Below are 12,795 nucleotides of genomic sequence, written 5' to 3' on the forward strand. Positions count from 1 at the left end.
ATTTAATCTGGTGTTTTTCCTATAAACAATGCAAATCTATTGGTAATGCATATTTTTTTTTGATAGTTTAAATAAAATTGTGAATTTATTCCTATTATTGTGTTATAAAACGTTTTAGCAAGCCTTAAAGGGAATTAGAGTAATGGTATAAGTTCTGGTATGCAGGACTTTTTTAAGGGATCGTTTGATAAAACGTTTTAGTTTTAATCTAAGGGGCAAATAACAAATAATATGGAGGGAATTATATGACATAAAACTACTAAGAAACTGTCCACGTGTCTAGCGATTAGCTCATGGGCCAACAAACATTCCACAATCAACAACCAACAACTATTTAACTAATTATTATGAATTGTTTCAAAATTACCAGAAGGGTAGCCGTACTCTTCTGTGTGCTTGCATTGCTATCAGGGTGCACGAAGGAAGAATATCCGGCAGTAGATTTATTTACATGGAAAGCAAAAGTTGATGTCACTTCTAAAGCAACACTTTCTGTAAATATTGAAAGTTCCGGTGGTTCATCAGGAGCAGAAGGGTCTGCAAAAGTTGTCGACAATGATCTTACAACAAAATTTTTAATCAATCCTTACGCGAATAACTTTTATATGCAGTTGAGTTTTGCTACTCCTCAACAGGTTGCCTCTTATACACTGACTTCCGGTAACGATGCTCCAGGTAGAGATCCTAAGGATTGGAAGTTCAGCGGATCTTTGGATGGGACCACTTGGGTGGACCTCGATACGCGTACCGGAGAAACCTTTTCCGGAAGGAACATGGTTAAGACCTACAGTTTTAAAAATAAAATTGCTTACAAATTTTACCGCATTAGCATCACAGCAATCGGAAGTGGTTCGCTATTTCAGCTGTCTGAATGGCGTTTGATCGAAGTTCCGGAAGAGCAACAATAATCCGTATAAATAGCCAAATATATAGTACAATTTTTTATACCATCGGTAGTCGCCGATAGGTACTGGAAATCTATTGGAACTAAAAGCAGGCTTAGTAACAGTTACTATCAACAAACAAACTTATCATGATAAAAAGAATTACAAATTTAACGGAGGGCAGGCTCAGGTTTAAAGATTGTGCATTTAAGGCTATCGCTCTCTCATTAGTCTTGAATGGCAGTTTATACTCGTCCGCTCATGCAACTGCTGTTAACATAACCAGTTCAGAGTTCATTAACCAAACAAAAGCTGACATTGTGGTACGCGGTATCGTAAAGGATGAAACAGGTGCACCACTTCCCGGAGCAGGTATCAAGGTAAAAGGCTCATCTACAACTGCCGCTGCAGATGTAAATGGAGCATTTACCATAACCGTTCCGGATCAAAACGCTATATTAATTATTTCTTATGTGGGTTATGATTCACAGGAAATTACAATTGGAACTAAAACATCGATTGAAGTAAAACTCAAAGAAACTGCAGGGTCTAACCTAGAAGAGGTTGCTATTGTAGGTTTCGGAGTTCAGAAAAAGGAAAGTTTGGTTGGTGCACAGTCATCTGTAAAAGCGGATGAATTGAAACAACCAGTTTCGAGCATGAGTCAACTCCTGGCAGGGCGTATCCCTGGTGTGATTAATGTGAGTAGAAATGGTGAGCCCGGGGCTACAGGCTCAGATATTTTTATTCGTGGCATCTCTTCTCTGACATCGGGCGACAGGGGACCTTTAGTAATTATTGATGGTGTGCCAAACCGAAGTCTGAACGACATTAGCGTTTATGATGTAGAAAATTTTACGGTATTGAAAGATGCCGCAGCCACAGCAGTCTATGGTATCCGTGGTGCAAATGGTGTAATACTTATTAATACCAAACAGGGAAAGACTGGTTCGCCAAGAATCAATGTGGAGTATTGGGAAGGTGTAAGTAGCTTCACTAATCGACCACAATTGATAGATGGTGTTGATTATATGAATCTTGCTAATGAGGCCAAGTATTCAGATTATCTAAGGGGCGGAGCTGCAGGTGCATTCGCGCCGGCATATTCTATTGATGCTGTACAAAAAACGGCCGCAGGAACAGACCCCATATTATACCCTAATGTAAATTGGTTCGACGCCATATATAAAGATTTTGGGAGAAACAGGTCGGCTATTACAAATCTTTCCGGTGGAGTAACCAACGCAAAGTATTACGTCTCAATCGGATATTATGGTGAAGACGGTTTGTTTAAAACGGATGAGGCTGTAAATTCAGCGGTCAAACAAAATTTTAGCCGATACAATATCAACACCAATTTAAATCTTGATATTACCGGGACAACCAAACTGGACTTGGGTATTAAAGGTATTTTAGCACAAACCAACTACCCTAGTAATTTAGGAGCACAGGATATTTTTAGTCAGGCATTTTTAATTAACCCGACTTCATTTCCGGTTCTTTATCCCAACGGCAGTTTACCAGGTATAAGTGCACAGGCCGATCAACGTAACCCATATGGAGATATCACTAGAAATGGATATAGAATTGGTTACAGTACTCAATTGTATTCAAACTTACGTTTAACACAAGACTTGAAAGAAGTTACGCCAGGTTTATCAGTTACTTCTATGTACTCTTTCGACATCAACAATAACAGTGCAATATTCAGAACTAAAAGAGAGAGTTTATACCGAATTGACCCCCTTAACCCTTACAATGTGGCCGGCAACCCTGCCTCAGGTTATAAATATGGCTTGGTGCTACAAGGGCAAGATTTTTTAAACTTCGGAAGTGTAAATGGCGGTGACAAGAAAATGTATTTTGAGGCAGCAATAAATTATAATCGCACTTTTGGTAAGCATGCGGTAAGTGGATTATTACTTTATAACCAAAACGACAACTCTACTTCGTTTGCTCCAAATTTAACGCAATCTTTGCCTTATAGATTACAGGGTATCGCCAGTCGTGCAACCTATGCATATGACAATAAATATTTCTTCGAATTTAACATGGGTTATAATGGTTCAGAAAACTTTGCACCTGATAAACGGTATGGTTTCTTCCCTGCTATTGGTATAGGTTATTTATTATCGAGCGAGAAGTTCTTTGAACCGTTAAAGGATGCTATTCAAATGGTTAAATTCAGGTATTCTGATGGTATTGTTGGTAGCGGCGGTAGTGGTGGTAATGGTTATGTCCAAACAGAGGGCGAACGTTTTTATTATTTAACAAAAGTAGGCAGCGCCAGTGGTTACACATACGGTTTAAATGGTAATGCCGGCGTTGGTGGTTTAGGTGTAACTGCTTATGGGGTCGATGTTACCTGGGCAGAAACACGCAAACAGGATTTGGGCTTTGAGATGAAAACCCTAAATAATAATCTCTCATTAATTGTTGATTTTTTTAAAGAAAGAAGAAAAAATCAATTCATAACCAGAGGAACTGTACCGAACTATATCGGCTTAGCCAACACACCTATCGGAAACCTTGGTATTGTGGAAAATAAAGGTATCGATGGTACTATTCAATATGATGCACAGTTGAGCAAGGATTGGTCGCTGAATTTAAGAGCTAACTTTACCTATAACAAAGACAAGGTTATTGAAAATGATGAAGCTCCAAAAGCCTATCCTTGGTTAGAGCGTAGAGGGCTTAATATTTTATCTCGTTTTGGATATGTAGCTGAAAAGTTATTTGATACTCAGGCAGAAATTAATGCGAGCCCAACACAATTTGGAACGTTAATGCCAGGAGATATTAAATACAAAGATTTAAATGGTGATGGTAAAATCGATTCGTTTGACCAAACGGTGATTGGTAGAGGAGATATTCCGAGCTCAACATACGGTTTCGGATTTTCATTAACCTATAAAAATTTCGATTTTGGCATGTTCTTCCAGGGGCAGGATAATGCAGATATAAATATAAATATTCCGTCTTTTGCTAATTCCGGCGGTTTAGGAAACATGCTGGCAGTAGCTGCTGACCGCTGGACCGTTGCAAATCCACGTCAGGATGCTGTGTATCCTCGTTTATCATATGGTGGTACCAACAACAATAATTATCAAACCAGTACTTGGTGGACACGCGACGTCAGCTTTTTAAGGTTGAAAAATGCCGATTTAGGTTATACGTTAAAAGAAGGTATCAAAAAACTAGGCATTAAACGATTGAGAATTTATGGAACTGGTTATAACGTATTTACCATCAGTAAATTTAAGCTTTGGGATCCGGAATTGCTAACTACCAACGGTACCAGATACCCATTAACCTCTAATTATTCTTTAGGTCTTACAGCTAATTTCTAAAATTAAAAGCATGAAAAAATTATTGATATATACAGCTGGCGTATTGCTATTAATGGGCAATAACGGTTGTAAAAAATTCTTGAATCAGGTACCTGACGACAGACTAACTTTTGATCAGATGTACGAGAGGAAGTCAACAGTTGATCAGGCGTTAGCAAATATTTACTCAACCCTGCCAGACCAAAACTATGATCGCTCTGCTTCAGGGCTTGGTAATATTGGTCCATGGACAGCTGCTTCCGATGAAGCTGATTATACGCTACCCAACTTCACAGAAAGCATAAATACAGGAGCATGGGATGCTACTACCGGACAGGTAAACTACCATTGGCAAAATTATTACAGGGGTATTCAGGCAGCGAGTTCATTTATGGCTAATGTGACAAGATGTACAGATTGTAATATTGGTGGTATAGACATCATAAACCGGTATTATAATGAAGCTAAAGCACTAAGAGCCATTTATTATTACTATCTAATCAGGCAATATGGTCCAGTGGTTTTATTAGGTAATGATCCAATCGCATCTGATGCTCCACTTGAAGCAATAAGTAAACCTCGTAGCTCAATGGATGAGTGTGTCGATTATATCGTTTCAGAATTAGATGCGGTGATTGCAAAGCTTCCAGCTACACCGCAGGCTAGTGAAGACTATGGTCACATTAATGCCTCCGTTGCAGAAGCCTATAAAATTAAGACCTTATTAACTGCTGCGCGTCCATTATTCAATGGAAATACAGACTATGCGGCCCTTAAAAATAGCGATGGCAAGCAGCTTATAAACCAGACTTACAGTGTAGCAAAATGGACCAGGTTAGCTACTGCGGCCAAAGCATTTTTAAACAACCCAAATTATGCCAACTACGCCCTGTACACCGTATCTTCAGTTCCAACCAGTAACCCTGTTACACCAAATACACCATTTAATAGGGCCTTTATTGCTACGAGGGATGTGTTTTTAAATGGATGGAATTCTGAAATTATTTTCGGGAGGGGTGGTGATGTTACCTTTTATCAATATTCCTTGGCTCCCAATCACAATGGTGCTACAGGTGGGGATAAAGGGGGCTCATTTTTATCGCCTTCTCAACAACTGGTAGATGCTTACTTCACTGCTAATGGCTTACCTATAGAAAATGACCCGACCTATTCAGCCTCTGGAACATCAAATTATCAGGCGCCTGACCCAAATGATCAGGGTACTCCAAGGCCGATCAGCAACATGTATGTAAACAGAGAACCTCGGTTTTATGCGAATATTACTTACTCAGGCCGTAAATGGATCAACACTTCATCAAATATCGTCACTAGTTTCGAATTTAACGGAAACGCAGGTAAATCTGCCATTTCAAACACCGATTATTCTAAAACAGGATACACGTCCAGAAAGCACCTGACTGTTGCAGGATGGTCAGCTGGCCGGTCTATTTTTACTATGATCAGATTAGCAGAAATTTATTTAGATTATATCGAAGCACTTCAGGAATCTAATCCATCAGACCCTGATATTTTAATATACTTAAATCGCATCAGAAGTAGAGCAGGCATCCCTGTTTATGGAAGCGGAGGTATTGCAGTGCCATCCAACATGAGAGATGCAATCCGTCGCGAACGCCGGGTTGAGTTAGCTTTCGAATTAGATCGTTATTTTTACACAAGAGAGTGGAAAATTGCAGAAACCACGGATACTCAAATTCGTGGTTTAAATATCACTCAAAATGCACCAGGTTTTTATACTCCGGTAGTAATCGAAAATAGGGTTTTTCAAAAGAAACACTATTTGTGGCCTATTCCAAACGGAGAAATCCAAAAAGTGCCTGTAATTGTTCAAAATACAGGCTGGTAAAATTGTTTGGCACCGGGTTGAAGCCCGGTGCTTTTTTTTAAAATCAAGTTATTTAAACCATGAAAAACATACTCTCTTTATCTGTCATTTCATTATTCACTTTGCTAGCTTGTAATGGGAAGAAATCGCCAGTTGAAACGGTTACCCCTGCACCACCCTTAGTGGAGGCTGTAGACCCCCCTAATGCGCCATCAAAGACCTGGAAGGAACATTGGTTCGAACACGTACAGTTGCTTAATCGTATTTCCTACGATACAAGTGTAGTAGTTTATTACGATGGCGATGTAAAGCCAACCGTCGTATGGCCTAAAACATACATGGCCGAAGCCTGGAATTATACGAAAAGAACGTACGGTAAATTTGGTGATGATAGCCGGTTGTTTGTCATTTATCATGCTGGTAAATACAGTGGTGGTCACCCCGGCGCGTATCTTGATGCCGGCCATGATTACAGAAATGTAACAGACTGCGGAGCAAGCAGCCTTGATGCATGGACCACGGGTATTGATAATGATATTGATTTGTCAACCCATGAAATTGGTCATATTGTTGAAGGCGCTTCCAAAGGAGTTAAAGAATCTCCCGCATTTGATATCTGGCATGATAGTAAATGGATGGAAATTTATCAGTATGATGTCTATTTGGGACTCAACAGAACTGCCGATGCTCAACGCTGGTCAGCAAAAATGATGACCACAACAGATACCTATCCAAAAGCAGGTACACAATGGTTTAAGAACTGGTTTCTTCCTATTTATGAAAATTATGGTAAAGCGAAAGTTTTAAATGGATTCTTTACTTTATTATCCCAGCATTTTCCAAAACAGTCAATTTCAGTACAAGGCAAAACTTACCAGCAATACACCAGAAAAATGAACTTCGGAGAATTTATACACTTTTGGAGTGGTGCCGCAAAGGCTGATCTTTCCACTCTTGCCCTAACAGCATTTGGTCCGAAAGACGAAAAAGGAGCGGATTGGGCACCAATGCTGACAAAAGCAAAAACCGACTTCCCGGCAATTACTTATTAACGATATCCTTAATATACTTTACCAAATGGTTTTGCGTTCGGCAAAATCATTTTTATTTTGTACACAAAACCATGAACAGAAATTTCTTAATCGTCATTATAGCACTACTTTTTGCATTTAACACTTACGGACAAAATGAAAACCGGAAAGGCTATCAGGTTTCATTCAATGATCCTTCCAACCAGTTAAATCAGGAAACAAAAAACAAAATCACCGCAGCTTTCTACAATACGTACCCCTTTTTCGCATCCGCGGATGGTTACCGAACGAAACGTGAAGCAATAGTAACGCTCGATGGAAATGAAAACACAACAATCAAAGCCAAAGCTGGAGAAATAAGAATTAACAATTCATGGTTACAAGGAAAGTCACAGCGCAAAATAGAAAAAGAGCTCCGCACCGCATTTACTAACAACTGGTCCTTCTATAGTCAGGATAAGAAAAAAGGATACTCACTAACCTTCATCAGTAAAGACCCAAACCTGGATCCAAAGGTTCGCCAGAATTTGATTGATACCTATTTTGAAATATATCCTACGTTAGTGAAAACGTTTAATAATAAGTCTACACATCATGTTCAATTTGTGGTAGATACGGCCTATAAAGCAGTAGCCGAAGCCAGTGGAAACAGAATATTATTCAGCGCCGGCTATATGAAAGCACATCCAACGGATATTGATGTAGTTACGCACGAAACGATGCATATCGTTCAGGGATATGGTTACAGTGCTGGTCCGGTATGGCTAACAGAAGGTATTGCCGATTATGTTCGGTATAAATACGGGGTAGATAATGTAGGTTCGAAATGGAGCTTACCCGCATTCAACGAAAAACAAAGTTATAAAAACAGCTATAGAATCACTGCAAGGTTTTTTGCCTGGTTAGAACAAAATGTAAAGGAGGGTTTAATCGCCCAGCTCGATTCCCAACTCCGTGCACATAAATACACCGAGGAGTCATGGGTTGAACTGACAGGAAAAAATATCGATCAGCTTTGGGGTGATTACAGCAAAAATCCAGATCAGGTAGCCCTTAAATATAGCAGTAAATAGTGTTTGAGAAATAGAGGTGGTCGCCTTAAGCGGCTGGAAATATGATGCCAGAAATAAAAAATAAATATTTATCGTAAAATTTTGATGATTTACTAAAACGTTTTACATATTATTTTTATTTTGCACTGGTAATCATGCTAACCAAAATCACCTATTAATAATCAAATGAATAAAAAATCTATTTTTCTTGTCTTTGCAGTAATCTGTTTACTCTTCAACAGTAAGCTTTCTGCGCAGGAAGTGATCAAAAAGAACGGATATACACTATCGTTCGAAAGCAACTTTCCGGCACTTGACCCTGCATTAAAAAAACGGCTTATCAAGACATTCTTCGAAGTATACCCGAAACTGGCGAAGGAATACAATCCGTCTACCCTAAAGAACGTAAAGTTTTTTGTCGATACAACTTATGATGGTGTCGCCGCAACCGCAGATGGTAAAGTAACCTATAGTTCGATATGGATGGTTAAACATCCTGAAGATATCGATGTAGTTACCCATGAAGTCATGCATATCGTTCAGGATTACGGAAGGAGTGTAGGTCCAGGATGGTTAACGGAAGGAATAGCCGATTATGCCCGTTATAAATTTGGTGTTGATAATGCAGGAGCAAAATGGATATTGCCAGCTCTAAAGCCCGAACACTCCTATAAAAACAGCTACAGGATTACGGCCAGGTTTTTTGCATGGTTAGAAAAATCTAAACCAGGTACTATCAAAACTGTAGATGCTTCATTGAGAGATCACACCTATACACCTGCAATCTGGACAAGGCTAACAGGTAAAGATTTGGATGGACTTTGGAGTGATTACGTTAAGAATCCTGAAATTTAGAAATCATAATAAACACACAAATGAAAAAACTATTTATCGCCCTATTGAGTGTTGCAGCCTCAACCAGCTTTGCACAAACAGTAGGCAAAATCACCGATCCGGTGGACTGGATAAACCCCCTGATGGGAACGCAATCCAAGCCGGATCTTTCAAATGGAAATACTTACCCGGCAATTGGCTTACCATGGGGAATGAACATGTGGTCGCCACAAACCGGAAAAAACGGCGATGGATGGGCATATGTTTATGATGCCGACAAAATCCGTGGTTTTAAGCAAACGCACCAGCCATCCCCATGGATGAATGACTATGGCGCTTTTTCAATCATGCCCGTTACAGGTAAACTGAGATATAAGGACGAAAACCGCGCAAGCTGGTTTAGCCATAAAGCAGAAGTTTCCAAGCCATATTACTATAGTGTATACCTGGCAGACGCTGATGTGACTACTGAAATCACGCCTACAGAACGTGCAGCTCAATTTAGGTTTACCTTTCCAAAAACAGACAGCTCTTTTGTAGTTGTAGATGCACAGAACAGAGGCTCATATATTAAAATAATCCCTTCGGAGAGGAAGATCATCGGATATACTTCAAAATATGCCCGCGGACCACTCCCTAAAAATTTCAAGAATTATTTTGTTATCTATTTCAACAAAGATTTTAAGCTGGCTAAAACCTGGGATGATAAAAAACTTAACGATAATGAACTGGAACTTACTGCTGACCATACCGGTGCTGTAATCGGTTTCGCTACCCAAAAGGGCGAACAGGTAGTGGCTAAAGTAGCTTCTTCATTCATCAGTTTCGAACAGGCCGACCTTAACTTAAAAAGAGAGTTAGCCAACGATGGCTTCGATGCAACAAAAGCAAAAGGCAGAGCGGTTTGGAACAAAACCCTGAGCAAAATTGCAGTTGAAGGCGGATCTATTGATCAAACCCGCACTTTCTATTCTTGCTTGTACCGCACGCTGTTTTTCCCTAATAAACTGTATGAGTTGGATGCGCAAAATCAGGTCGTTCACTACAGCCCATACAACGGACAGGTTTTACCAGGTTACATGTTTGCAGGAACAGGTTTCTGGGATACTTTCAGGGCACTCTATCCTTTCCTGAACTTAGTTTATCCTTCTATAAACAAAGAAATGCAGCAAGGCTTAATCAACGACTATAAAGAAGGCGGTTGGTTACCAGAGTGGAGCAGCCCGGGTTATGCCAATATTATGGTCGGTAACAACTCTGCTTCAGTAGTTTCCGATGCCTACATTAAAGGAATGCGTGGTTACGATATCCAGACCTTATGGGAAGCTTTGAAACATGGAGCCAACAACGAAGGTCCGATGGAAGCAGTTGGACGTGATGGCGTTAAATACTATAATGAACTGGGTTATGTTCCGTTTGATGTAAAGAAAAACGAAAATGCTGCCAAAACTTTAGAATATTCATATGATGATTTTACCATTTACCAGTTAGGCAGGGCCTTAGGTAAACCAGCGTCAGAAATCGATATCTACAAGAAAAGAGCCATGAATTATAAAAATCTTTTCGATCCGGCATCTGGTTTAATGCGTGGTAAAAATCAGGATGGTACCTTTCAAAGTCCGTTCAGTCCGTTTAAATGGGGTGGAGCGTTTACTGAAGGTAACAGTTGGCACTACACCTGGTCAGTATTTCAGGATGTTGATGGTTTAGCAAAATTAATGGGGGGCCATGATAAGTTTGTAAGCAAACTGGATTCAGTATTCTCTATGCCTCCGGTGTTTGATGAAAGTGCTTATGGGGGCGTAATTCATGAAATTCGTGAAATGCAAATTGCCAATATGGGTCAGTATGCCCATGGAAATCAACCTATTCAACACATGATTTATTTATATAACTATGGTGGCGCACCTTATAAAACTCAGTATTGGGTAAGAGAAACCATGAACAGGATGTATAAGGCAACACCTGATGGCTATTGTGGCGATGAAGATAATGGACAAACCTCAGCATGGTATGTATTTTCAGCAATGGGATTCTACCCGGTTACACCGGCAGTAGATCAATACGTACTGGGTGCGCCATTATTTAAGAAGGTAACCATTACTCTGGAAAACGGTAAAACCGTTGCCATCAATGCTCCTGCTAATAGCGATAACAACCGTTACGTGCAGTCATTGTCAATGAATGGGAAACCGTATTCTAAAAACTGGATCAGCCACAGTGGTTTACAAAAAGGTGCGGTATTAAACTTTAACATGAGTGCAATGCCAAACAAAACCAGAGGTTCAAACCCTGTTGATTTCCCTTACTCGTTATCAACTGAAAAATAATAACTATTTACCGGTTGGGCAAAAACGCTCAACCGGTAATAAAAAATAAAGGCTTAACCGGCCAAACGAAAAACCAAATATGAAACCTAACGCTTTAAAGGCGGGTTTTGCGGCCATACTCTGGCTAAGCGGAGCCTTGCTGGCCCACGGCCAACAAATTAATCTAACTGATCTTTCTGCTTTTAAAAACCCTGCAAATTCGTGGTCGCTGGCTGCGAATGTCATGGCAGATCTCAACGTAGAAAATGTTTTAAAAACAGCTAAAGGAACCGGTATTCTAGTCAATCAATCCACTGCTAAAAAAGCAGGATCCGACTTATATACCCTTTCTGAATATGGAGATGTTTCAGTTGAACTAGACTATCTTACGGCAAAAGGAACCAATTCCGGTATCTACTTACAGGGGAACTATGAAATACAAATTGACGATGCATGGGGGTTAAGAAGCGCAAGCTCATCCAATAATGGAGGTATTTATCAGCGTTGGGACGATTCAAAACCCGAAAATGAAAAAGGCTTTGGAGGTATTGCTCCCCGGCAAAATGTAAGTAAAGCTCCGGGATTATGGCAACACATCAAAATTGTTTTTCAGGCACCGAAATTCGATGCATCAGGAAACAAAACAGACAATGCCCGTATGGTAAGTATCGTGCTAAATGGCGTTACTATTCATGAAAATGTAGAACTATTCGGACCTACAAGGGGTGCGGCAAGTGCCGAAAAAGCGAAAGGCCCCTTACGTTTACAGGGCGACCATGGATCGGTAGCGTTCAGGAACATCAGCATTACCCCACTTACAGAAGTTCCCAAGCCCGGCCAAAATGGCGGGGCAGATCCAATCTACATCGATGCAAACAGCAATAATATGATCAGGAGTTTCGTTGATGTAGCCCCCGGCGTTCGTTCTGTACATGCCATATCAGTTGGCGGACCTGAGAAAATCGGTTTCAGCTATGATTTAGACAACGGAACGCTATTGCAAGGCTGGCATGGAGATTTTATTGATGCGACCCCAATGTGGGATGGTCGCGGTAACGGTACTTCACGCCCGTTAGGTAGTGTAACTTCTTTTACAGCAAAACCGGTATTGGCAATCGGAAAATTGATAACCGGCCAGAATAAATGGCTAACTGATACAGCAGGAACAGATTTTAAAACAAAGGGGTACATTGTGGATAAACAGGATCGCCCCGAATTCAAATATCAGATTTATGGTGCGAAAGTGACAGACGCCATTAAGGTAATGGAAAGCGGACAGGGATTAACCAGAACAATTACCTTAGACAAACCTTCAAAAGATCTTTATTTTTTACTGGCAAGTGCTCCAAATCTGGAAGAAGTTTCCAAAGGGTTATATCTGATCCGTGATAAATCCTATTATGTAAAACTTGCCGATGGAACGTCTAAACCTTTGGTGAGAGAGGTTGATGGGCAATGGCAGCTTTTGATTGCCTTAGATGACACTTTAAACTATACCATTTTGTTTTAA

At 40.1% G+C, this 12,795-nt stretch carries 8 protein-coding genes; all 8 read left to right on the top strand.

Annotated features, from left to right (window positions below; genetic code table 11):
* The first annotated feature begins 347 nt into the window (after positions 1 to 347).
* The 8 genes from R2Q80_RS12670 to R2Q80_RS12705 all read left to right on the top strand — a co-directional run bounded on the left by R2Q80_RS12670 (position 348) and on the right by R2Q80_RS12705 (position 12,795).
* Positions 348 to 908 (top strand): discoidin domain-containing protein, encoded by a 561-nt coding sequence (locus tag R2Q80_RS12670; RefSeq protein ID WP_047798702.1) that lies wholly within the window; start codon positions 348 to 350, stop codon positions 906 to 908.
* A gap of 125 nt (positions 909 to 1,033) precedes the next feature.
* A complete protein-coding gene (locus tag R2Q80_RS12675; protein WP_316799958.1) occupies positions 1,034 to 4,234 on the top strand; it encodes a TonB-dependent receptor in 3,201 nt (1,066 codons plus the stop codon).
* Positions 4,235 to 4,244: 10 nt separating this feature from the next.
* Complete coding sequence (locus tag R2Q80_RS12680; RefSeq protein ID WP_316799959.1) at positions 4,245 to 6,080, top strand: RagB/SusD family nutrient uptake outer membrane protein; 1,836 nt, start codon at positions 4,245 to 4,247, stop codon at positions 6,078 to 6,080.
* A gap of 59 nt (positions 6,081 to 6,139) precedes the next feature.
* A complete protein-coding gene (locus tag R2Q80_RS12685) occupies positions 6,140 to 7,111 on the top strand; it encodes a hypothetical protein (protein ID WP_316799960.1) in 972 nt (323 codons plus the stop codon).
* 71 nt (positions 7,112 to 7,182) lie between these two features.
* On the top strand, positions 7,183 to 8,163 hold the full coding sequence (locus tag R2Q80_RS12690) for a basic secretory protein-like protein (protein WP_316799961.1): 981 nt from the start codon (positions 7,183 to 7,185) through the stop codon (positions 8,161 to 8,163).
* A gap of 165 nt (positions 8,164 to 8,328) precedes the next feature.
* The gene (locus R2Q80_RS12695; RefSeq protein ID WP_316799962.1) at positions 8,329 to 8,997 is read left to right on the top strand and encodes a basic secretory protein-like protein; all 669 of its coding nucleotides are present in this window, start codon (positions 8,329 to 8,331) and stop codon (positions 8,995 to 8,997) included.
* Positions 8,998 to 9,017: 20 nt separating this feature from the next.
* On the top strand, positions 9,018 to 11,306 hold the full coding sequence (locus tag R2Q80_RS12700; RefSeq protein WP_316799963.1) for a GH92 family glycosyl hydrolase: 2,289 nt from the start codon (positions 9,018 to 9,020) through the stop codon (positions 11,304 to 11,306).
* A gap of 79 nt (positions 11,307 to 11,385) precedes the next feature.
* Positions 11,386 to 12,795, top strand: a complete 1,410-nt coding sequence (locus R2Q80_RS12705; RefSeq protein ID WP_316799964.1) for a DUF1080 domain-containing protein — start codon at positions 11,386 to 11,388, stop codon at positions 12,793 to 12,795.

This window comes from Pedobacter frigidisoli, from assembly GCF_032678525.1.
GTDB lineage: Bacteria > Bacteroidota > Bacteroidia > Sphingobacteriales > Sphingobacteriaceae > Pedobacter > Pedobacter frigidisoli_A.

Coding starts and splice junctions, on each gene's coding strand:
- R2Q80_RS12670 (WP_047798702.1), top strand. CDS start 348: ATGAATTGTTTCAAAATTACCAGAAGGGTAGCCGTACTCTTCTGTGTG.
- R2Q80_RS12675 (WP_316799958.1), top strand. CDS start 1,034: ATGATAAAAAGAATTACAAATTTAACGGAGGGCAGGCTCAGGTTTAAA.
- R2Q80_RS12680 (WP_316799959.1), top strand. CDS start 4,245: ATGAAAAAATTATTGATATATACAGCTGGCGTATTGCTATTAATGGGC.
- R2Q80_RS12685 (WP_316799960.1), top strand. CDS start 6,140: ATGAAAAACATACTCTCTTTATCTGTCATTTCATTATTCACTTTGCTA.
- R2Q80_RS12690 (WP_316799961.1), top strand. CDS start 7,183: ATGAACAGAAATTTCTTAATCGTCATTATAGCACTACTTTTTGCATTT.
- R2Q80_RS12695 (WP_316799962.1), top strand. CDS start 8,329: ATGAATAAAAAATCTATTTTTCTTGTCTTTGCAGTAATCTGTTTACTC.
- R2Q80_RS12700 (WP_316799963.1), top strand. CDS start 9,018: ATGAAAAAACTATTTATCGCCCTATTGAGTGTTGCAGCCTCAACCAGC.
- R2Q80_RS12705 (WP_316799964.1), top strand. CDS start 11,386: ATGAAACCTAACGCTTTAAAGGCGGGTTTTGCGGCCATACTCTGGCTA.